This is a genomic window from Labilithrix luteola (genome assembly GCF_001263205.1).
Classification (GTDB): Bacteria; Myxococcota_A; Polyangia; order Polyangiales; family Polyangiaceae; genus Labilithrix; species Labilithrix luteola.
In genome coordinates this window covers 834,394-856,659 of record NZ_CP012333.1, presented here as the reverse complement: position 1 = coordinate 856,659, position 22,266 = coordinate 834,394, and the positions used below count along the sequence as shown (strand labels likewise).

18 protein-coding genes are annotated in these 22,266 nt (G+C 66.7%); 11 read left to right on the top strand and 7 right to left on the bottom strand.

Annotated features, from left to right (window positions below; genetic code table 11):
• Positions 1-14: 14 nt before the first annotated feature.
• Positions 15-1,061: a DUF4397 domain-containing protein gene (locus AKJ09_RS03935; protein ID WP_146645838.1), complete on the bottom strand. Its 1,047-nt coding sequence runs from the start codon at positions 1,059-1,061 to the stop codon at positions 15-17.
• Positions 1,062-1,149: 88 nt separating this feature from the next.
• Between AKJ09_RS03935 and AKJ09_RS03930 the strand changes: the two genes are divergently transcribed.
• Positions 1,150-1,479 (top strand): helix-turn-helix domain-containing protein, encoded by a 330-nt coding sequence (locus tag AKJ09_RS03930; protein WP_146645837.1) that lies wholly within the window; start codon positions 1,150-1,152, stop codon positions 1,477-1,479.
• Positions 1,480-1,511: 32 nt separating this feature from the next.
• Here AKJ09_RS03930 and scpB read toward each other — a convergent pair whose 3' ends face one another.
• Positions 1,512-3,194, bottom strand: coding sequence for an SMC-Scp complex subunit ScpB (scpB, locus tag AKJ09_RS54670; protein WP_240488384.1), 1,683 nt, complete (start codon positions 3,192-3,194; stop codon positions 1,512-1,514).
• Positions 3,191-4,651 carry a segregation and condensation protein A gene (locus AKJ09_RS03920; RefSeq protein WP_146645836.1) on the bottom strand — a complete coding sequence of 487 codons (1,461 nt, stop codon included), beginning with the start codon at positions 4,649-4,651 and terminating at the stop codon, positions 3,191-3,193. Before AKJ09_RS03920 ends, scpB begins: the two co-directional genes overlap by 4 nt.
• 250 nt (positions 4,652-4,901) lie before the next feature.
• Between AKJ09_RS03920 and AKJ09_RS03915 the strand changes: the two genes are divergently transcribed.
• From AKJ09_RS03915 to AKJ09_RS03885, 7 genes are all read left to right on the top strand, one after another.
• The gene (locus AKJ09_RS03915; protein ID WP_169927232.1) at positions 4,902-7,445 is read left to right on the top strand and encodes a serine/threonine protein kinase; all 2,544 of its coding nucleotides are present in this window, start codon (positions 4,902-4,904) and stop codon (positions 7,443-7,445) included.
• Between the two features lie 5 nt (positions 7,446-7,450).
• Complete coding sequence (locus AKJ09_RS03910) at positions 7,451-8,296, top strand: hypothetical protein (protein WP_146645834.1); 846 nt, start codon at positions 7,451-7,453, stop codon at positions 8,294-8,296.
• 68 nt (positions 8,297-8,364) lie between these two features.
• Positions 8,365-9,684 (top strand): aspartate aminotransferase family protein, encoded by a 1,320-nt coding sequence (locus AKJ09_RS03905; RefSeq protein WP_146645833.1) that lies wholly within the window; start codon positions 8,365-8,367, stop codon positions 9,682-9,684.
• Positions 9,685-9,772: 88 nt separating this feature from the next.
• Positions 9,773-9,976 carry a hypothetical protein gene (locus AKJ09_RS03900; RefSeq protein ID WP_146645832.1) on the top strand — a complete coding sequence of 68 codons (204 nt, stop codon included), beginning with the start codon at positions 9,773-9,775 and terminating at the stop codon, positions 9,974-9,976.
• A 61-nt stretch (positions 9,977-10,037) separates the two neighbouring features.
• Positions 10,038-11,486 (top strand): MFS transporter, encoded by a 1,449-nt coding sequence (locus tag AKJ09_RS03895; protein WP_146645831.1) that lies wholly within the window; start codon positions 10,038-10,040, stop codon positions 11,484-11,486.
• 277 nt (positions 11,487-11,763) lie between these two features.
• The gene (locus AKJ09_RS03890; protein ID WP_146645830.1) at positions 11,764-15,537 is read left to right on the top strand and encodes a DUF4215 domain-containing protein; all 3,774 of its coding nucleotides are present in this window, start codon (positions 11,764-11,766) and stop codon (positions 15,535-15,537) included.
• Between the two features lie 236 nt (positions 15,538-15,773).
• Positions 15,774-16,118 (top strand): hypothetical protein, encoded by a 345-nt coding sequence (locus tag AKJ09_RS03885; RefSeq protein ID WP_146645829.1) that lies wholly within the window; start codon positions 15,774-15,776, stop codon positions 16,116-16,118.
• A 112-nt stretch (positions 16,119-16,230) separates the two neighbouring features.
• On the opposite strand, the gene AKJ09_RS03880 is transcribed toward AKJ09_RS03885, so the two are convergent.
• From AKJ09_RS03880 to AKJ09_RS03870, 3 genes are all read right to left on the bottom strand, one after another.
• Positions 16,231-17,166: an alpha/beta fold hydrolase gene (locus AKJ09_RS03880; RefSeq protein WP_205633590.1), complete on the bottom strand. Its 936-nt coding sequence runs from the start codon at positions 17,164-17,166 to the stop codon at positions 16,231-16,233.
• Between the two features lie 301 nt (positions 17,167-17,467).
• A complete protein-coding gene (locus AKJ09_RS03875; RefSeq protein WP_205633589.1) occupies positions 17,468-17,752 on the bottom strand; it encodes a hypothetical protein in 285 nt (94 codons plus the stop codon).
• Between the two features lie 76 nt (positions 17,753-17,828).
• Positions 17,829-18,569, bottom strand: a complete 741-nt coding sequence (locus AKJ09_RS03870; protein ID WP_169927230.1) for an EscT/YscT/HrcT family type III secretion system export apparatus protein — start codon at positions 18,567-18,569, stop codon at positions 17,829-17,831.
• A 139-nt stretch (positions 18,570-18,708) separates the two neighbouring features.
• Between AKJ09_RS03870 and AKJ09_RS03865 the strand changes: the two genes are divergently transcribed.
• The 3 genes from AKJ09_RS03865 to AKJ09_RS03855 all read left to right on the top strand — a co-directional run bounded on the left by AKJ09_RS03865 (position 18,709) and on the right by AKJ09_RS03855 (position 21,634).
• Positions 18,709-19,557 (top strand): MaoC/PaaZ C-terminal domain-containing protein, encoded by an 849-nt coding sequence (locus tag AKJ09_RS03865; protein ID WP_146645825.1) that lies wholly within the window; start codon positions 18,709-18,711, stop codon positions 19,555-19,557.
• Between the two features lie 173 nt (positions 19,558-19,730).
• Positions 19,731-20,924, top strand: a complete 1,194-nt coding sequence (locus AKJ09_RS03860; RefSeq protein WP_146645824.1) for an acetyl-CoA C-acetyltransferase — start codon at positions 19,731-19,733, stop codon at positions 20,922-20,924.
• A 137-nt stretch (positions 20,925-21,061) separates the two neighbouring features.
• Entirely contained in the window at positions 21,062-21,634 is a 573-nt protein-coding gene (locus AKJ09_RS03855; RefSeq protein ID WP_146645823.1) for a DUF2452 domain-containing protein, read from the top strand.
• A gap of 147 nt (positions 21,635-21,781) precedes the next feature.
• Here AKJ09_RS03855 and AKJ09_RS03850 read toward each other — a convergent pair whose 3' ends face one another.
• Positions 21,782-22,165 (bottom strand): hypothetical protein, encoded by a 384-nt coding sequence (locus AKJ09_RS03850; protein WP_146645822.1) that lies wholly within the window; start codon positions 22,163-22,165, stop codon positions 21,782-21,784.
• Positions 22,166-22,266 lie beyond the last annotated feature (101 nt).

The window sequence follows — 22,266 nt, the reverse complement described above, 5'->3', positions numbered from 1 at the left end:
GTCGACGAGCCCGCTCAACGAATGCGGGTGCACGTGGTGACGTCATCGTTCGCGGTGACGTCATCACACCAGAGCACTTCATAGCGTCGGTGTTCACCGGGAAGCACGAATCCCGTGTGAATCGAGCCCGCGCGGAGGGTGAGATCCGTGAACTCGCTCGTCCAGACGTGCGGGACTCCGCCATCGGCTTCGCGGACGAGGAACGCGGACGGCATCGCGATGGGCGGAATGGTCGCGTAGCCGAGGTCGTCGACGGGAATCGCACTCGACGCCGTGGTCGTGCTGCGTGGGTCGATGCGTTCGGCCAGCAACGCCTGCGCGGGGCCGAGCAGCGTGACCGAGAGGGGCGCCGCGAGGCCCGCGTCCTCGGCGTCGTCGAGCGCGGCGTGCACGAGGCGGGCGCGGGCCTTGTCCTCGGAGGCATGCGGGTTGTCGGTGAACGCCACGAGCGAGAGCTGCGTCGTTCCAGCGTCGCCGTTCGGGCCCCCGAACACGGCGAGGGTGGAGAGCTTTCCGGGATCGAGCGTCACGTCGGCGAGGAAGAGCGGATCCTTGCACGTCGTCGAACCCGGCTCGACGATCGCGATCGTGAGCGTGCCCGTCGCCGTGATCGTGAAGTAGCGCGAGACGCCGCGATAGGGGACCGAAGGGGGCGCCTTCCCGCTATCGGCGGCGCCCGCGTCCTCGATGCCCGTCGAGGCGTCGTCGTCGACCTCACTCGCATCAGCGTCGCCATCGTGAGCCGCACTCGCGTCACGCTTCGCGCTGCCGAAGCCTCCGCTGAGGATCGGTCCTTCGAAGATCCCGGTGCGCGCGACTTGGTAGCAGAGGTCGATGGGACCGAGGCGCGGCGCGAGGTGCGCGAACCGCAAGGTCGTGGTCAGAGACTTGGTCTTCCCGCCGGTGACGGAGGCGTCGTCGGCCGAGTACGAGTCTCCAGACGTCGGCGCCGCTTGATTGGACCCGCGCACGGCTTCGTCGGAGCACGCCGCGGCGGCACGTCCGACCCCGAGGACCAGCAGACCGAGAAAGGCGAGTCTGAGGTGCGAGCGCAGAGCCAAGCCAGACCATGTTAGCCAAACCGAGCGCGGCCGGAAACTCGTCCCCCGGGCTTGCTTCGAGGCGCCCGGTCGGCGAAGGTTCGACCTCGTGACCCCCGACGATCTCAAAGCGCTCCGCAAGGAGCTGTCGTGCACGGCCAAAGAGCTCGCGCAGGCCCTCGGTCTCGAGCAATCGACGGTTCTCGCGTGGGAGAAGGGGGACCTTTTTCCGACGAAGCCCTACGTCGACAAGATGGAGCAGCTGCGTGTGCGCGGCCCTGCCGCGATTCCGAAGAAGGCGAAGGGCGCCGATCCGCTGAAGGTGCTGGCCGACCCCGCGCTCTGGGAGCTCGTGCGCAAGCTCGTAGCCAACAAAAAGCTACGCGACGAAGTCACGAAGCTCGCGCAAGCCTATCCGGATCCCGCGTCCGACGAGTGAGCACCGAGTGAGCTCGGTTCGAACCGCCTCGGTCAGGGGGCGTCTTCGTCGAGCTCGTCGTCGTGTTCGGACGCGTCGGGCGTAGGCTCGACGTCGAACTCCGCGTCGTCGCCTCCCGCGTCGGTCTCGTCTTCGTGCTCGTCGCCTCCGAACTCCGCCAGCGACGTCTCTTCGTCGATGCCGTCGCTGAGTTCTTCGAGGGCTTCTTCGACTTCCTCGTCGAGTCCTTCGAGCGGCTGGATGGGCTCTTCGACGCGATCGCTGCCCCCGCTTTGGGCGGTACTCTCGCCACCTTCGGTGCCGGCCTCGGTCGCAGGCGCTTCTCCCGCCGGGGCCAAGCCATCGTCGGGCTCGCCGTCGATGGAGTTCGGGCGGAAGTCGTCGGGGTTCTCGCCGAGCTCGTCTTCGTAGGCCTGCTTCGACTCGTCGGTGAGCTCGGTGAACTCGCGGAGGGTGGGCAGGTCCTTCAGGGACTTGAGGCCGAAGAACTCGAGGAAGACGTTCGTGGTTCCGTAGATGATCGGACGACCGACCTCGTCACGCTTGCCGAGGATGCGCACGAGATCGCGCTCGAGGAGCACCTTGAGCACGGGGCCGCTGTCGACGCCGCGCACTTCGTCGATCTCCGGGCGCGTGATCGGCTGGCGATAAGCGATGATGGCCAAGGTCTCGACCTGCGCGCGCGAGAGGCGAACAGGCTTTTCCTTGGTGAGGTCGCGAACGTACGGCGCGTACGTGGCGCTGGTGCGGAAGACCCAGCCGCCGGCGACCTCGTCGAGGTGGATGCCTCGGGTGGAGTACTCGGCCTGCAGCTCGTCGAGCATGTCTTTGACTTGCTTGGCGGGCGCCTCGGCGACCTTCGCGAGATCGCGGGTGTTGATGGGCACGTCGCTCGCGAAGACGAGCGCTTCGAGAAGGCCCTTGAGGCGCTTTCTCTCCGCGAGGACCTCGTCGACATCGTCGAGCGTCTCGCCTTCGAGCGTGACGGTGGGCTCGTCGAGGTCGTCGCGGCCGGGCAGCTGATCGCCCGCGAGGTTCACCGTCATCTCGACGTCGACCGACTCGATCTCCGTGATGACGGGCTCTCCGATGGACGCGGCGTCGGGAATCGACGACGCACGCGACTCGGCGGACTCGGGCGACTCGGCGGACTCGGGCGACTCGGAGGGGGCGGCGGCTTCGGCCGCTTCCAGCGCCTCCGTGCCTTGTTCCTCGGCCTCGGCGGGGGCGCTGTCTTTGGCGACCTTCGCGGCGCGTCCTTTGGCGGCCTTCTTGGGCGGAGCCTTCTTGGGCGGTGTCTTCTTCGGCGCGGCTTCGGCCGCTTCGACAGGCTCGGTGGCCGGCGTCTCGACGGGTTCCGGCTCGCTCGCAGGCTCACCGTCGTCCTCGGGGACCTTGGCCCAGACGGCGACGTCGTCGAGCGACTTCGGGCCGGCGCCGTTCTTGGCCTTGCCCTTCGCGCGCGACTTCTTCCCCTTGTCCCCCTTGTCTCCCTTGTTCCCGTTGCCAGGCGTCGCGTCGCGCGTGCCAGCCTCTTCGCGTGCGGCGACCTCGCCCGCCTCGTCCGCAGAGGACGCACGGGTGCCTTCGCCTAGCTCTTCGTCACGAGGCTCCGGTGCTTCGACTTCGGCGCTCGCCTCCGTCGTTACGTTCTCGGCCTCTTCGACTTGGCTTTGCGCGGGCTTTTTGGAGTTCGCCTTCTTGCGCTTCGTCACATTTCGTCCTTGGAGGGCGGCTCGTCCCCTGGGCTCTCGCCTTCGTCACCCTCCACGCTTGCGCCCGCTCCTGTGGAGGCTCCTGCGCTTGCGTCGTCGTGAGGAGTATCGTCGCCGTCGTTGATCGTGCCTGGGTTGTGCTCCTGCTCGACGCTCTCGTCCAGTCGGGGCAACTCGGCCGCGCTCTCGCTTTTTTCGAGCGGGGCCGTCGAGGGGCCTTCGGCCGTGCTGTCTTCGATGCTCTCCCCAGTTTCGATCGCCGAGGCCGGCCTGTCCAAGAACTCGGCCAAGAAGTCGGGACGTTCCTCCTCCTCGGAGTTTTCCCCAGGGGCCTCGGAGCTGCCCTCCGGGGCACTTTCGTCGCCGAAAAGGTCGTCGTCGTCGTCGTCGGCCAGGCTGTCGAGGCCCTCGAGTCCTTCCAGGCCTTCGAGCCCCTCGAGCCCCTCGACCCCCTCGGCACCGAAGATCTCCTCGACCACGGCCGAGGCGTCGAACCGGGCGACGGGCGCGTCTTCGTCGAGCTCGTCGAGGTCCTCGTCGTCGCTCCCGCTCACCTCCTCGGAGGCGTCGCCGGCCGGCGCTTCGATAACTGTGTCACCTGTGCCGCCCGTCGGCGCTCCCTCCGGAGCCGCGGCCTGTTCCACGACGCCGGGGTGGAGCGCGTGGGACTCGTCTTCGCTCAGCGACTGAGCCGTGAACTCGACGTAGATGGGCGCGTCGGGGTCGGCCTGGAAGAGGCGCGTCATCCGGAGCTTCGTCATCTCGAGGAGCGCGAGGAACGTGATGACCAGGTCGAACCGCGTGATCAGCCCCTCGAAGAGATCTTCGAAGGCGACGCGGCGCTTCACGCGCAGCACGTCGACGAGCTCGTTGATGCGATCGGTGAGCGTCATGCGCTCGTGCACGATGTCGTGCGTGAGCTTGACCTTGCTCCTCGAGAGGATTCCCTGGAACGCTTCGACGAGGGAGAAGAGCGGTACGTCGGCGAGGGGCGGAAGGCCGGTTTGGACGGCCTCTTCGAGCTTCACGCCGCGAAGGAACACGTCGCGGCCGGCGACGCCGCGCGCCTGGAGATCCGCGCCCGCTTGCTTGTACTTCTGGTACTCGAGCAGGCGCTTGATCAGCGCTTCGCGCGGATCTTCCTCTTCGCCGGCGAGCGCGTCGTCCTCCTGACCCGGCGGCGGCGCAGGCAAGAGCATCTTCGATTTGATGTGCGCCAGCGTGGCGGCCATCACGAGATACTCGCTCGCAAGGTCGAGGTCGATGAGCTCCATCACGGCGAGGTACTCGAGGTACTTTTCCGTGACGAAGCTGATCGGGATGTCGAGGATGTTGAGTTCGTGCTTTTGACAGAGGTGTAGAAGCAGATCGAGGGGACCCTCGAACGTCGGTAGGCTGACCGAATACGCGCCTACTTGCGGTTGCTCACCATGCTCTGCTTCTGACGCTTCTGACACTGCGGGCTTCGCTTAGAGGAGCCTGGGCGCGGCTTCAAGAGGCAGCCGTCCAGCTCCGCAGCCCTGACTGGGCAACCGAGTCTGACGAAATCTGGGGCTCAAATCACCCCTGAACGCGTGTCTTTTTCGAGGCCGTCTGGTGCGTCCTCGGGAGGGGTCGCAGCGGCAGGCGCCCTCGCGCCCCGCGCGGCTTTTCATACCGATATCCGGGAGGTGTGAGCGAGCCCGGCAATCAGCTAGGATGACCTGCGTGAACGAGGCAGTCGCGCTCGCGTCGAAGGTCTGTACGGCGTGCGGAGCACGCTACCCGGGCGACGCCTTGTTCTGCCCTGCGGATGGCACTCCGCTTCAGAGTGCGCGGACCGCGAGCCAGGACACGGAGGACGACCCTTACCTCGGCCAGGAGCTCTCCGGTCACATCGAAATTCGACAGCTGATCGGGATCGGGGCCATGGGGCGCGTCTACCGCGCCTTCCAGAAGGGCATCGACCGTGACGTCGCCGTCAAGGTCCTCCACCGCGAGCTCAGCGCCAACAACCAGCTCGTCTCGCGCTTCACCCGCGAAGCCAAGGTGGCCTCGCGGCTCTCGCATCCGAACGTCGTTCAGGTCCTGCTTGCCGGACAGCTGCCCGACCGCGCGCTGTACATGGTCATGGAGTACCTGGATGGTCTCTCGCTCCAGAGCGCGCTCGCGGCGGCCGGTGGAGCGATGCCCATGTCCCGCGCGCTCCACATCGGCTTGCAGCTCTGCGAGGCGGCGGGCGAGGCGCATGCGCAAGGCATCGTTCATCGGGATCTGAAGCCCGAGAACGTCATGCTCGTCCGCCGAGGCGTCGACGAGGACTTCGTGAAGGTCCTCGACTTCGGCATCGCGCGCATCAACTGGGGCGAGCAATCGGTGGCCACGCAGGCGGGGCTCATCTTCGGCACGGCCCGCTACATCTCACCGGAAGGTGCCCAAGGTACGGTCGTCGGTCCTCCCAGCGACGTCTATTCGATCGCCACGCTCTTCTACCAGATGCTGTCGGGGCGCACGCCGTTCGACAGCGATCAAGCCGTCGGGTTGCTCGTGGCGCAAATCCACGACGCACCGCCCTCGCTCCGTTCGATTGGACGCTCGGCGTACGTTCCACAGCCGATTTGCGATGTCATCATGGCGAACCTCGCGAAGGACCCGAAGGCACGCGCGCAAGACGCTCGCTCCTTCGGTCACGCCATCGTCGACGCGGCGAGGCAGGCGGGGCTCGCGCCGGACGACATCTCGCGTCCGATCCTGCACCGCCGTCCGAGCGTGATGCAGCTGCCGCCCACGGAGCGCACGCAGGCGCACGAGCTCACGCCCGAGCTGGCCATGCGTTTGGCGCCACCGTCTTTGGCGCCGGTCAACTCGCCGACGCGCGTCGAGCCACGTCCGTCCCCGACCGGCCCGCAGATGGCGGCGACGGCGAAGTGGGAGCCGCCGGAGGAATTCCAGGCGAGGCTCGCCGGGCTGTCGAATCCATCGGGAAGTCCGTCGCCACACCCGAACACGCGAACGGTCATCGAGGAGCCCGCACGTCCGTCGGGCATCCTGCACCTGGCGCCCAATTCGCGGAACGTCGCGTTCGAAAACCGTGGTTCGGGCAGTACCGAGATCACCGATCCGCCGCCGGTACGCACGCGAACGCCGTCGAGCGTCGATACCACGCTCGACGATGCGAGCAGTGAGCCGGTGATGTATCCGGCGTTCCCGCCGCCGCCCTCGAGCGTTCCGAAGCACACCGCACCGGGCGATCGACCCGCGCCTACGCATTACGCCGCCCCGCTTCCGTCGGCCACGCCACTGCCCGTGGCTCCGCGGAGCGAGGAATCGTTGCCGATCACGCGTCCGCGCACGCAGCCGCCACAAACGCTCGCGCCTTCGGTTCCGCCGGGGCCTCGTCGCACGCGCGCCGTTCTCTTCGTTGTCCTCTGCTTCGTGCTCGGCGCGGGGCTCGCGGCGGTCATCGCATGGCGCATGGGCCGGCTCGGAACGGACGACGGCGCGACCGAAGATCGTTACGTCGCACGCGCGACCGAGGCGATGTTCAAGAATCGGTTCGTGGAGCCGCCCGGCGAGAACGTCCGCGACATCACGAGCGAAGGACTCAAGCGCTGGCCGAACGCCCCGCGCTTGCTCGACGTCCGGATGCGTGCAGCGAACGAGCTTGTGACGCAGGCCATTGCGCAGCGCGCCGCCGGTGACGTGGCCGAGGCCTTGCGCATCGCCAAATCGGCCCACGAGCTCGATCCGAACGACGCATCGTCGAAGAGGCTCGTCGATCAGTACGAGGGCGAGCTCGCGAACTTCGCTGCGTCGAGCGCGCCGCCGCTCAAGCCCGCTCCGCCGGTGAACGGCAAGGTTCCATCCGTGGCGGCGTCTCCGGTCGTGCCCGTGAACGGCGCCTACAAGGTTCTGCTCGATCTCAACATCGCGCAGCCGCGCATCGGCCAGACCGTCGAGTTCACGGCGCGCATCGCACCGGCCAAGGGCACCTTCGAAGAGCCGGTCTTCATCATCACCGGACCAGGCATTGCCGGCGTTCGCATGCCCGCCCAGGCGGTGCAACCGGGCGTCTACAAGGGCGCTTACGCGTTCCTCGAAGGCGGCAAGTTCGAGATCGTCTTCTCCACGCAGGCTGATCACAAGCCGCTTCGCGCGACGCGCTCGCTCGTCGCCGGGGATGCGCCCGCGCCGAAGCCGCCTGCGGAGGCGCCCGCGCCTACCACCCCGCCGGCTGCGCCCGCACCCACGCCGAGCGTGAAATGGATGTAGAATGCATGCTCTCGAGGCATGCTCGTGCGTGGGCCCTCGTCGCGCTCTCGCTCGTCGTTCCTTCTGCAGCACGCGCCGACGAGCCTCCGCCCGAGCCGAAGCCCAGCGACGTTCCTCCCGGCTCGCCAAACGACGTTCGCGCGACGGCACGCATGGTCGCCGTCGTCAGGGCGGGGGAGGCGCCGGCTCGTTCGGATGCCGCCCTCGCTCGCATCATCGATCGGCCGCACACCATCGCCGAGCTCGAGGCGGGCTTCATCGCTCTCCCCACCGCGCCGATCTCGGCCGGCCAGCGCGGAGGCGACACGCCGTTCGTCGGCAAGATCGGTCGAGGCGACGCCACGCTCCAGACCGGTCTGCACATCCTCTATCGCTGGAACCGCAGCTTTGCCGTCGGCGCGGGCGCCATCTTCGCGCCGAGCCCCACGTCGGACGACGAGTACGGCGGTCTCTCGGGCCTCAAACGCACGCACTCGCGCAGCTACCTCTTCATGGGAGCCGAGGGGCGCTGGATCCCGGTCCACTACAAATACGTCGAAGCGTGGGTGGGCGCGTCGGCGGGCGCGGTGGTCGTCGCCGATCGCTTCACCACCGAGGCGGCGCCTTCGGTGCCCCCCATTCTCGGCAACCGCGAAGTGACGGTTCGTACGGAAGGGCTTGCTCTCGGCGCGACGGTCGGCGGCAGCTACTACCTGAGTGAGAACTGGATCGCAGGCGTCACGCTGCGCGGTTACGGGTGGTTTCTCCCCGACAGTCCTCGCTGCTCGGCCATCGGAGACTGCGCAACGCTCACGAGCGCCGTCGCAGCAGTGGAGTTCGGGCTCACCATCGGCTACCGACTCCCCTTGTGAAGGAGTCCAACACCAGTCCGAACGAGACGGCGCGAGACGAGGCAGTCGAAAGCGCTTTCCCCCTGAATTTGCCTGCCGATCGTACGCAAAGCCGTGCGCTCATCGACGAGCTCGGCCGCTACGTCGTGGCCGAACCTCGACCGTTCGCGATCGACCTCGCGAAGTCGGAAGGCATGTACCTCGCGACCGTCGACGGCGATCGCATCTGCGATTGGGCCGGCTACTTCGGCGCCAAGCTCGTCGCGCACAATCATCCGCGCCTCTACGAGCCATCGTACGTGCAGCGCTTGGTCGTCGCCGCGAACAACAAGGTAGCGAACCCCGACTTTCTCACGCCCGAGTGCGTGGCCTACTACCGCGAGCTCGCGAGCATCGCTCCGCGTGCGATGCGCAGTCCGTCACTCGAGATCTACGTCGTGAACTCCGGCGCCGAGGCGGTGGAGAACATGATGAAGTATCTCATCAACCTCCATCACGAGCGTCTGCTCGCGCAGGGCAAGCGTCCGGGCGCCCGCCGCTTCGTGCACTTCGATCAGGCCTTCCACGGGCGCACCATCTTCGCGCTCAACGTGACGCGGCTCTCGCACGATCCGGTCATGACGAAGGACTTCGAAGGTCTCGTCGGCACGAACATCCAGGTGCCGTTCCCGGCGATGGACTCCTCGCTCTCGGCTGCCGAGAACGCCGAGCGAGAGCGCGAGAGCCTGAAGGCCATCGAGGAGGCCTTCGTTCGTCATGGCGACGAGATCGTCTCCGTCATCGTCGAGCCGCTCCAGGGGGCGGGTGGTCATCGCGTCGCGACGCCCGGCTTCTTCGCGAAGCTGTCGGCGCTCTGTCATCTACACGGCGTCCAACTGGGCTTCGACGAAGTGCAGACCGCAGGCGGTCAGACGGGCAGCTCGTTCGCGATCGACGCCTTCGATCTCCCGCATCCGCCGCAAGCGGTCGCGGCCGGCAAGAAGCTCGGCAACGGCGTCGTGTACATGCAGCGTCCGATGCGCGACCACGGCGTGCTCGACTCGACGTGGGGCGGCACCCTCGCGGACATGGTTCGTTTCGTCCAGGAGATGGCCATCGTGCGCGACGAGAAGCTCGTCGAGCAGGTTCCGGAGAAGACCGCCCATCTCGTCGACGTTCTGACGACGATCGAGAAGGACTTCCCCGAGCTCGTCACCAACATTCGCGGCTACGGCCTCTATCAGGGCTTCACGCTGCGCGCGCCGATCCAGAAAGGTGCATTCGTCACGCGTGCGCTCGAAGAAGAGCGCACGCTGCTGCTCGGCGCAGGTTCGGACAGCATTCGCCTGCGTCCGCACTTGCACGTGACGTCGAAGGACATCGACGATCTCGGCAAGACCCTGCGACGCGTGCTGCAGCGATCGGCCTAAGCCTCGCTCGCCGGCGGCACGCGGGAAGCGAGCGTTCTGTCGGCGAGCCTCGTTCGCGCTCGCGAAGGCGCCGGCTCGCCGCTTCCGAGTGAGCATGCTCACGGCCGCGAGCCTCGGCGTCGTCGCCGGCGGCATTCTTGGTGGCATCGGGTGGTGGGCGACGGCCAACCCGTTCGTGCTGCTCGGTGCGGCGGCCTTCGGGCTTCTCGTCGGCGTCATGGTCTTCGGTGCCTGGAAGAAGCCCGACGACGGAGCTTCGGAAGCGCCCGAGCGCCGCGACGTGTGGCTGTAACGCCTCGCCCGCTCCCCATGCGGCCTCTGCATGGGGCACGTGGGTTGCAACTCCGAGCGGTATGACGGTTGCGGTCGGTCAGCAGTTCGAGACCGACCTGCCCACACGCATGGATCGGCTGCCGTGGTCGCGCTGGCATTGGCGCGTCGTGGTCGCGCTCGGCATCACGTGGATGCTCGACGGCCTCGAGGTCACGCTGGTGGGCGCAATTGCGCCAACTCTGACGGCGCCCGACACGCTTCACCTGACCGAATCGCAGATTGGCAATGCCGCGACCGCCTACCTCGCCGGTGCCATCGCCGGGGCGCTCGTCTTCGGTCGTCTGACGGACAAGTTCGGTCGTAAGCGCCTCTTCTTCGTGACGCTCGGCGTGTACCTGTCGGCCACGCTTGCCACGGCGCTGTCCTGGAACTTCGCGTCGTTCGCACTCTGTCGAGCCGTGACCGGCGCAGGCATCGGCGGCGAGTACGCGGCCGTCAACTCGGCGATCGACGAGCTCTTGCCGGCGCGCGTCCGAGGGCGCGCCGATCTCGCGATCAACAGCACGTACTGGCTCGGCACCGCGCTCGGGTCGCTGATGACGCTCCTGCTCCTCGATTCGCACTTCGTTCCGCGTTCGATCGGGTGGCGCTGCGTCTTCGTCCTGGGGGCGCTCATCGGGCTCTCGGTCCTCGCCTTGCGCCGTCACGTCCCCGAGAGTCCACGCTGGCTCCTCCTGCATGGCCGCCTCGGCGCCGCCAAGGAGGTCGTCACGGGAATCGAGCGCGAAGTGTCGGCCTCGACCCACGAAGATCTCTCCTCGGCTTGCAAGCCGAGGAAGATGGAAGCGAAGGGCAGCGTGACCTTCCGATCCATCGCCCGCGTGCTTTTGCGCCGTCACCTCCGGCGGACGATTCTCGGCCTCTCGCTCATGGTCGCGCAGGCGTTTGCCTACAACGGCGTGTTCTTCACCTACGCGCTCGTGCTGACCAGATTCTACGGGGTCTCGCCCGCGCGCATTGGCCTCTATCTCCTGCCTTTCGCCGCCGGGAATCTGCTCGGGCCGCTCTTGCTCGGACGCCTCTTCGACACCATTGGGCGCCGCACCATGATCGCGCTCACGTACGGCGTCGGCGGCGTACTCATCGCGGTCGCCGGTTACGGTCTCGTGGGCGGCTGGCTCACGGCGACGACGCAGACGCTCGTGTGGTGCATCGTGTTCTTCGTCGCCTCGGCCGCCGCGAGCTCGGCCTATCTCACCGTGAGCGAGCTGTTCCCCGTCGAGCTCCGCGGCATGGCCATCGCGCTCTTCTATGCCGTTGGAACGGCCATCGGCGGTCTCGTTGCGCCATCGCTCTTCGGAGCGCTCATCCAGACGGGCGAGCGTTCGAAGGTCTTCATCGGCTATGCGCTCGGCGCCGCGCTCATGGTCGGCGCCTCGATCGTCACCATCTTTTTCGGCGTCCAAGCCGAACAGAAGTCACTCGAAGCGTTGAGTGGCGTCGAAGCCGACGAAGCGAATCGGAAGTAACGTCTTGGTTCAATTGCAAATCGGCAAACGCGGCCAATGCGGCCAATGCGGCCAATGCAAACGCGGACACGCCAGACAAGGAAAAGCCGGCGCGCCGAGCCCGCGACGCAGGAGGAGGCAGGAGGAGGCAGAAGGTGAAGGTGTACGGGAAGGCGAGTTGTTTCGCTTTCGCCGGAAGAATTTCCCCAAACGGATTCATGAGTGGTGATAGCGATCAAACTTGGAGTACTGCCGTCTTGCTGTCGCGAACGCGGGCAGGCGCTCCAGGAGGACGCTTTTGTACGCGCGCGCCGTTCGGCTGCTTCCGCTCTGCCTCGTCACGTTCTTCGTCTTCGCCGCCGCCTGTGGAGGCGTCGACGACGGGTCCACCTTCCACGCCGAAGCCGGAGCTGGCGACAACCCGCCTGACACCCCGGCGCCTGGATTCGGCGATACGGACAGCGGCTCCGCGGACTCCGGCATCGTCGACGCCTGCACGGGCGACGCCTGCGAAAGCACGGTGATGTGTGGCGACGGCCTCATCGGCGCCGGAGAGCAGTGCGATGACGGCAACAGCATCCCGGGCGATGGCTGTTCGGGCGTCTGCCAGATCGAGCCGGGCTACACGTGCCCGACGCCTGGGCAACCCTGCATCTACACCGTCACGCAGACCTGCGGTGACGGGAAGATTCAAGGTAGCGAAGAATGCGACGACGGCAACAAGGCCGACGGCGATGGTTGCTCGATGGGCTGTCAGGTCGAGCCGGGTTACTCCTGCGCGGCACCCGGCACGCCGTGTACGCCGATCGTCGTTCCCGTCTGCGGTGACGGTACGGTCAACAATGGCGAGCAGTGCGATGACGGAAATACGTCACCCGGTGACGGCTGCACTGGCACCTGCAAGCTCGAACTCGGCTGGACGTGCCCGACGCCGGGTGTGGCCTGTACGAAGCTCCTCTATTGTGGTGACGGCGTCGTCTCGAACACCGAGGCTTGCGACGACGGCAACGCGGTGCCGGGCGATGGCTGTTCGGGCGTGTGCTCGATCGAACCCGGCTACGCGTGCCCGAGCCCCGGCGTGCCGTGCTCGAAAATCTGGATTTGCGGAAACGCCCAGATCGATCCCGGTGAGCCATGCGACGACGGCAACACGGTTGGCGGCGACGGTTGCTCGGCCGACTGCTCGACCGTCGAGCCCGGCTACACGTGCCCGAGCGTGAACGGCGCCGGCGGACCGTGCACGAAGGCCTCGAACAACATGTGTGGCGACGGCATCCTTGCTGGCGTCGAACAGTGTGACGACGGCAACACCGGCAGCGGCGACGGTTGCAGCGCGACCTGCACCGTCGAGCCGGGGTACACGTGCCCGACGGTCGGCATGGCCTGCAAGAAGATCGCCTTCTGCGGTGATGGCGCCGTCAACCTCGACCTCCTCGAGCAATGCGACGACGGCAACACGACGAGCGGCGACGGATGCAGCGCGACGTGCACGATCGAACCGAACTACGTCTGCCCGGTTCCGGGGACGAACTGCGTCAGCACGGTCAAGTGCGGCGACGGCAAGGTCGGCGGCACCGAAACGTGCGACGACGGCAACACCGTGTCGGCCGACGGTTGCTCCTCGACATGCCAGGTCGAGGCAGGATGGCAGTGCCCGAACGGGGGCGCCAAGTGCATCGCCAAACAATGCGGTGATGGCATCGTCGCCGGCAACGAGCAGTGCGACGACGGTAACGTCGCCTCCGGCGACGGATGCAGCTCCACGTGCACGCTCCAGCCCGGCTTCGCCTGCGCGGTGGTCGCGCGGAAGTCGGTTTGCCATGCCACGAAGTGTGGCGACGGCACCAAAGAAGGCTTCGAGCAGTGCGACGACGGCAATCTGATCCCCTACGACGGTTGCTCGCCCACGTGCACGATCGAGCCGACGTGCAAAGGCGGCACCTGCACGGCGACGTGCGGCGATGGTCTGAAGTTCCCGCAAGAGCAGTGCGACGACGGCAACACGATCGACGGCGACGGGTGCAGCTCGACGTGCACCATCGAAGTCGGCTGGTCGTGCACGGCGCAGAACCAGACGCCTCCGACGTCGCTCGTCATCCCGATTCTGTATCGAGACATGCTTTACAGCGGAACGACCGGCGGCCATCCGGACTTCGAGGCCTTCTCGGGTAACGGCGCGCAAACCGGATTGGTGAACGCGACGCTCGGGACGGACAGCGAGCCCGTGTGGCGGTCGAACGTTGCGACGAACACGGGGAGCACGCAGCTCACGGGCTCCACGAACTTCTGCTGGTGGTACCACCAGAAGGACTGCAACGGCCCGAACTCGGTCAACCCGTACGCGAAGCTCGTCTACCTCGACGCGACGTCCAAACCGACGACGCTGACGCTCTCGCAGACATCGCCGAACGTCTATCAGTACACGACGCAGAACTTCTATCCGATCGATGGCCTCGGGTGGAACGCGGGAGCGAACCCGCAGACGACGTCGAGCTGCGGAAACACCCACAACTACGCGTTCACGAGCGAGCTCCACTATCCGTTCACCTATTCCAAGAGCTCGTCTCCGACGTTCTCCTTCACGGGTGACGACGACGTGTGGGTCTTCATCAACGGCCACCTCGCCGTCGATCTCGGCGGTCTGCACCCGCCTGCGAGCGCTGACGTTACGCTCAACACGGCGACCGCGAACAACCTCGGCCTCGTCGACGGCGGCATGTACTCGATCGACCTCTTCCAGGCCGAGCGTCACTCGTGCGGCTCGACCTATACCCTCACGCTCAGCGGTTTCACGCGCACGGTCAGCACCTGTTCGCCGATCTGCGGCGATGGCGTCGTTGCAGGCAACGAGGTTTGCGACGACGGCAAGAACGACGGCACCTACGGCTCGTGCTTGCCGGGCTGTCTCGGTCGCGCAGCGTTCTGCGGTGACGCCACCGTGCAGAAGCCTGCGGAGGTCTGTGACGACGGCACGAACGCCACCGTCTACGGCGGCACGGGCAAGGTGTGCGGCCCCGGCTGCAAGTTCGCCCCCTATTGCGGGGACGGCGTCGTATCGAATGGCGAGCAGTGTGACGAAGCCACCGGCAACGGCTCCGGCTACGGACACTGCACGGCGGGCTGCACGCTCGGTCCGCGTTGCGGCGACGGCATCAAGAACGGCACCGAGCAGTGCGACGACGGCATCACCAACGGCGCCAGCAACGACAAGTGCAAGGCCGACTGCACCCTCAAGTGCGGTGACGGTACGGTGCAACCGGGCGAGCAATGTGACCTCGGCGCGAGCAAGAACGTCGGTGGCTACAACGGGTGCAATGCGGACTGCACGCTGAGCGCTCGTTGCGGCGACGGCGTGAAGAACGGAACCGAGCAATGCGACGACGGCAAGAACGACGGTAGCTACGGCACGTGCAACGCGGACTGCACGACGGCCAACTACTGCGGTGACAACAAGCTGACGAGCCCGCCCGAGACGTGCGACCTCGGCGCGAGCAACAGCGCGACCGCCTACGGAAAGACGGCCTGCACGAACCGCTGCACACCGGCTCCGTATTGCGGAGACAAGGCCGTGGACGGTCAGTTCGGCGAGACGTGCGACGACGGCAAGAACAGCGGTCAGCCGGGATCGTGCACGGCGGATTGCAAGTCGGCCGTTCCGCTCCAGAGCTGCGGTAACGGCAAGATCGATCCGCCGGAGCAATGCGACGACGGCGCGAACAATGGCACGGCCAACGACAAGTGCGATGCTCGCTGCCGACTGAAGTGCGGTAACGGCTTCAAGGATACCGGCGAGCAGTGCGATAACGGCACGAACGACGGCAGCTACGGTACGTGCAACCCGAACTGCTCGCTCGCCAGCTACTGCGGGGACGGCATCAAGAATGGCCCCGAGCAGTGCGACCAGGGCGCGAACGACATTCCGGTCGCCACGGCCTACGGTCCTGGCGTGTGCACCACCGCGTGCATGTTCGCCCCGTACTGCGGTGACGGCCGCGTGCAGTCGCAATTCGGCGAGCAATGCGATGGCACGCCGAACTGCGATACGAGCTGCCGCATCATCGGACCCAAGTGACGTTGCGTTGACCCGCGGGCGCGCGTCGAGCCTCCAGCGACGCGCGCCCGGCCAACTTCTTCTTGCGACGCGCCGCTTTTCTCGGACGCGTAGCCGACCCCTCGAAGCGCACGCGCGCGCTGATAGGTGCGCTTACCACCGCGTGCGGATCGCGACGTCGAGCTTGTGCCGCCGCGACGCCTCGACGCATTCTGTTGCACCACGCGCTGACGAGCGCTCCCTACCGTCGAGGAAACGTGAAGCTTCGCTCCATCATTTCGGTCGGTCTCGTCGTGTCGATGCTCGCGTCTCTCCTCCCGCGAACAGCCCATGCCCAGGAGGTCGAGGCCGCGTCATCTTCGGAGGTGAAGATCGCGGAGAGCCCGCCGGACGTTCTCGCGCTGACCTCGAAGGTCTTCGCATCGCAAACCGCCGACGCGATTGCACGAGGTCCGATCTCGATGATCCACGGAACGCCCAACATGATTCCCGTCAGGCTCTCTCGGGGGGCGAAGACCGCGATCATCGTGGGAGCCATCGTAGGCGGCGTCCTGATTCTGGCCGGCGTCCTCGTGCTGAGCAAACCGGGCAAACACATCTAGCGACCGACGCAGAGCTCCGAAAAGAACGCGCGAGCGTCGACAAGCGAGCTCGCGCGGCTTTCCGATGGGATTTCGGGAGGAATCAGGCCCCCTCTGGTTGGGGGCAGGGCGCCTAGTGGGCGGCGGCACACTCCGCGTCGCGGATGAAGTCTTCGAGGATGAGCGTGAAGCGAATCGGATCCTCGTAGTGGAGCGCGTGGCCGGCGTGCTGGACGTAGCGGACATGCCCGTCGTGGAGCGTGGGGATGCTCGGGGCAAGCGCGTCCATGTACGCCGGGTTCACGAACGCGTCTTCGCTCCCGAGGGCGAGCTCGACGGGAACGTGGAGATTTCGGATGACGGCGACCTCGTCGAGCGTCGTCGGATCCTGTCCGGTGCCTGCGAGGTAGACCGCGGTGCGCGTGTTCGGATCGGTGCGAAGGCCGTCGGCGATCATGAACTGCGGAACGTTCCGGTAGTTCGGGCGAAAGAACGCCGTCACGTAGTCGGTGATCTGCTGCTGCGTAAGTCCGGCGATGAAGCCGTAGCTCACGGCAGGCCCGGCATAGCTCTCCGTAGGTGAGAGGAACGCCGGGGGGAGCGTCGGCGTGTAGCCCACGGGCGCGGTGCCGAAGAGGAAGAAGCCCTTGGCATTCGGGAGAAGAGGCGCGGCCTGCAACGCGAGGTCGCCGCCGAGGCTCCAGCCGACGACGATGCCGTCGGCCACGCCCGTCTGCTGGGCGACGTAGGCGATCTCCTGCGCGAAGAATGCCGTCGAGTACGAAGCGGCGTTGTCCGATTCACCGTAGCCGCTCAGATCGACCGCCACGAGATGGCGCTTCGACCCGAGCGGGCCCTCGAGGATCCGCTTGTACGAGTCGGCTGCCGAGGTGTTTCCGTGCAGGAGCAGAATGCCCGGCCCTTCGTGGCCGCGGCTCTCGTAGACGGCGACCTTGTTCCCGTTGAAATGGAGATACCGCGTGGGATGCAGCTCTCCTGCGAATGCATCCCCTGCGAAGAAAGCGGTCGACGAAGCAAACGCGACGAGTCCGACCAACAGCTTGTTCATGATTCCTCCGAATCGGATCGCCATGTTCGTGAATTGCTACGACGTAAATCAATTGCTTAATTGACGATCGATTGTGGGATATTGGGCATACGTAGGCACGCGTACGATCATTCGTCGCGGTGCACGTAGGTACGAAGTATCCCGGTCGATCTCGTCGTTCGATCCTCGAACGAGGATGCTCCCGATCAACGGAGCCTGACCCGTCTCGGTGTCACAAACGATGGATTTGGAAATCGGAGTTCGGAGGAATCAAGAGTGGGTCGTGCGATGTGGGCGTTTGCGCTCGTTCGACACGCGCGCTTCACGCGAGGGCGTGCTCGAACCCTCCCGGGCCTTCGACCACGATGCGGATCAGCTCACGTCCGGGCTTGGAGACGAGCTCCCGTCCCAGCTCCAACGCATGTTCGACGGCGCGCTCGCGCGTGCAGAGCCAGTCGATGAGCGGCCGGGTACGACCGTCGAGCGAGACCTCCCAACGTAGGTTGCGGAAACGAACGCAGATGGTGTGCGTGGGAGGCGCCGCGGCCGGAACCTGGCGCGACGTGTGCCCCCCGAGATTGGCGAGCTTGTGCATGGGGCGAAGCATGCGCTCGCGGAGATCAAGACGCCGTCAAAACGGGCGTCGACGGGCGAGGGCGGTTCGGATCGCGGCTCGGAGCGGCTCAGATCGCGTTGCGCACGGCCGTTGCTACGAGCGCTGCCAGCCGCTCGAGAACGACCGCGACGACCGCGAGCAAACCAAGTGCCCGCACCGGAGCAAACAGGGCATGAACCTGCGCCGGAGATGCCGAGCGAGCGATGAGGGCGAACGCAACCTCGAGCACGACCGCCGCAGCAAGGACCGGGCCGCCAATCGCGACGGCCAGACCGATGCCGGCGACGAGGTCGTGCGAGGCCGCAAGAAGCGGATGGGCGGGGAGCTCCGTTTGCGCCAGCGCACTCGCGGCGCGCGCCGGGCCGCCGGTCGCCAGGAACACCACACTTCCGAAGAGCGAGAGCAGGATGCCGAAGCCGGCGGCGCGTCCTTCGACGACCGCGAGACCTTGGCCATCGTTCGCTCCTCGGAGCGAGTCCACGACACCACCGGCCATCGTCGCTGCCCAGAGCGGGATGGACGCTGCGAGGGCTACGGGAAGGCCCAGGAGAATCTGCTCGAGCGCGAGCACGACCCACGGGAGATGGCGCTCCGTCATCACGATCGGAACGAGCGACGGGTAGATGCCTGCCGCGATCGCGAGGGCGAGGATGCCTCGCGCCGGCGTGGGCAGCGCCTTGAGGCCGAACGCCGGCACCAAGCTCACGGTCGGAAACACGCGTGCCCACGCAAGACCCACGGCCTCGAGTTGGCCCGTGTCGAGATGAAGGCCGTCGTCGAACGGCGGAGGCAGGCCCGGTAAAGCCATCGAGGCAGACACTCTTTCCAGACGCCAGAGGTGCGTCAATCCCGAGCCATGCCGCGAAGTGCTTTTTGCACGTTCACCCGGGAAAAAGAGCCCTCCGATGCTTGACGGCCCCGGGGGACCGTGAGCATTTCGGGGGCCCATGGCACTCGATCTCTCGACCGTCGATAAGCCCGGCACCCCCACTGCGTTCACGTACACGTGGAAGGACGTTGCGCTCTACGCGCTCGGCATCGGCGCCAAGAAAGACGAGCTCGATTACGTCTACGAGGGCCGCGGTCCGAAGGTCATTCCGAGCTTCGCGGTCGTGCCGATGTTCCAGCCGATGTTCGAGATGGTCGCCAAGACGGGCGGCGATCTCGCGATGGTCGTGCACGGCGCGCAGCGCGTCCGCCTGCACGGTGCGCTCGCTCCGTCGGGCACCATCACCACCACGGCGAAGATTCGCGGCATCTACGACATGCGGAAGTTCGCGGTCGTTCTGATCGACGCCGAGGGCAAAGACGCCTCGGGCAAGCTGCTCTTCGACACCACCTCGCAGATCATTTTCCGAGGCGAAGGTGGCTGGGGTGGCGAGCCGCCGCCGAAGGAGGAGAAGTTCGTCGAGCTCCCCAAGGGCAAGCCGGCCGACTTCCGCATCGAGGAGACGACGTCGCCGGAGCAGGCGCTGCTCTACCGCCTCTCGGGTGACGTGAACCCGCTTCATGCCGATCCCGAGTTCGCGGCGCGCGTGGGCTTCACGCAGGGCCCGATCCTCCACGGCCTCTGCACGTATGGCTACATGGTCCGTCACGTCGCGAAGGGCGCGTGCGGTGGCGACGCGACGAAGATCACCGGCTTCGAAGGCCAGTTCCGCCGCCCCGTGTGGCCGGGCGACACGCTCGTCACCGAGGGCTGGAAGGTCGCGCCGGGCAAGATCGCGCTCCAGGTCAGCGTCAAAGAGCGCAACGAGAACGTGATGGCCGGCTGCTGGGCCACCGTTCTCGAGTAGGGCGCGGAATGACGCGGAATGGTCTCTAAATAACGCGACGCAAAAGAGCGCGAGCGCAGGGCTAGCCGATACGACGCGTCGGCACTAAGGTCCACGGCCTAACTCACCCATCGCACCAAGCTCTTCTCGCTCTTCGAGCGGGAAGGGTGGGCGGCAAGGTCGGAGGAACTGTCATGGCCAAGCTCTCGAAGTCGATCGTCATCGTTGGTGCCAAGCGCACTGCATTCGGCACGATGCAGGGGTCCCTCAAGGCGCTGTCGGCGAACGATCTCGCCGTCCACGCGGCCAAGGCCGCGCTCGCCCAGTCGGGAGTGGCCGCGGACGCCATCGGTCACGTCATCGTCGGCAACGTCATGCAGACGAGCCCCGACGCGATCTATTGCGCGCGTCACGTGGGCCTCAAGGCCGGGCTGCCGATCACCACCCCTGCGCTCACCGTGAACCGCCTCTGCGGCTCGGGCTTCCAGGCCGTCATCAACGGCGCCGAGCAGCTCCTCCTCGGCGAGACCGAAGCGGTGCTCGTCGGCGGCACCGAGAACATGACGCAGGCTCCGCACGTCCTCCGCGGCGGCCGCGAGGGGTGGTCGTTCGGCAAGGCTCCGGCGGTCGAAGACTCGCTCTGGACGGCCCTTACCGACAGCTACACGAACACGCCCATGGCCGTCACTGCCGAGAACCTCGCGGTGAAGTACGGCATCTCGCGCGCGGATTGCGACGCGTACGCGCTCATGAGCCAGCAGCGCTGGGCGGCGGCGAACGAGAAGGGCCTCTTCAAGGACGAGATCGCGCCGATCGAGATCCAGCAGAAGAAGGCCACCGTGCAGTTCGCGGTCGACGAGCACGCGCGTCCGCAGACCACGCTGGAGACGCTCGCCAAGCTTCCGCCCGTCTTCAAGAAGGACGGCGTCGTGACGGCCGGCAACGCGTCGGGCATCTGCGATGGCGCCGCCATGCTCGTCCTCACCACCGAGGAGTTCGCCAAGTCGAAGGGCCTCAAGCCCCTCGCGCGCCTCGTGCAGTGGGGCGTCGCGGGCGTCGATCCCACGATCATGGGCATTGGTCCTGCCCCGGCGATCAAGAATGCGCTCGAGCGCGCCGCTCTCAAGCAGGCGGACATCGACCTCTTCGAGGTCAACGAGGCGTTCGCTCCGCAGTATATCGCCGTCGAGAAGGAGCTCGGCCTCTCGCGCGAGAAGACCAACGTGAACGGCGGCGCCATCGCCCTCGGTCACCCGCTCGGCGCGAGCGGCGCGCGCATCACCACGCACCTCGTCTACGAGCTCGCACGTCGCGGCGGCAAGTACGCCGTCGGCAGCGCCTGCATCGGCGGCGGCCAGGGCCTCGCCGTCATCCTCGAGCGCGTCTGATCGAGCGCGTCGAGAAAGCCTGAGCCAGACTCGCGCGGGCGGGGAGTCGTCGTCATGGCGCCTCCCCGCGTCCTTTTTGTCGAGCTTCGCCGCCACGCTCGTTGTGCGCGCGTGGCCGTGGCATGCTCTGCGCTTCGATGTCCGACCGTTCCGATTCGAGCCCGACGTCCGTGAGCTCGCCCGAAGTTTCAGGTGAAGGCGCCAACGCTCCTCGTCCGCTCACGCGTGAGCCGTCGCTGCCCGATGCGGGCATCTATTCGGGCGCGCCTTCCGCGGCGCCGTATCCGCTGAGCCGCATGGCGCCCTCGTTCGACCTCGTCGACGTGGCGGCCGAGATCCAGAAGGCCGACGCGATGCTCGCCACCGTCGCGGGCGGCAAGCTCGGTGTCATCGCCGACCAGATTCGACACCTGCAGGACGAGGCGCGCGCACTGCTCGAACGCGCACGTCGCGATGCGGAGCTCCATCGTGCGCGCTGCAACTTCGAGAAGAAGCCGGGCGGCGTCTATCATCTCTACCGCAAGGACGACGGCGAGCGTTGGTTCTCGCTCTTCGCGCCGTCGGAGTGGATTCGCCCGCAGCCTCAGACCTTCGAGGGCAGCTACCGCCTCGAGGCCGACATGTCCTTCACGCGCATCGACGGTGGCGAGACACGCTCCGCGCGCGAGACGGTGGATCTCGACGTTCGAGCGCTGCTTACGTCACGCTGAGAGACCAAGACGCGTGTAGGTCGCGCCGAGGCGAGCGGCGGGTTCTTCGTCGCGCTCGTAGCGCGACTTCGCCAAAGGCGACCCGCCGCGTGCAGCCGGGGGAGGCTCAAAACCGAAGGTTTTGAGGGGGCCTCCGGCCCCACAAGCCTAGCCGAGCTGTTCGACGAGCACGGCGCCCTGGGCTCGCGCTGCGTCGATGCTCGGCCACTCTTCGCCGGCGACGACACACCACTGGACCGCATTGCGCATCGTGCGAACCGCATCGAGCGCGGAGCGCAGGCTCGGAAACACCCAGGAGAGCTGTCCCGGCTCGACGTTGTGCCAGCCGTAGACGTACAGCGTCACGAGCGACGGGGGCGCCGCGGGGAGTGTGCTTGGCGAGTCGTCGCGACGGCAAACGAAGACGTCGGAGTGGTCCTGGCGAAGGGACTCCTCCGCATCGTGAACGCGCGGAAGCGCCGTTTCGACGGTCGACACGTCTCGTGGCGTGCCCGTAAGGGAGGGCACCGCGCTCAGCGTGGCGTGCATCATGGGCGCAGTTTCAGCGACGGCTGTGCCATTCGTGCGGCGGCTAGCCGAACTCTTGGAGCCTCTTTGTGCGCGGCGGAACAAGCCCATGGGGACCACCTCGC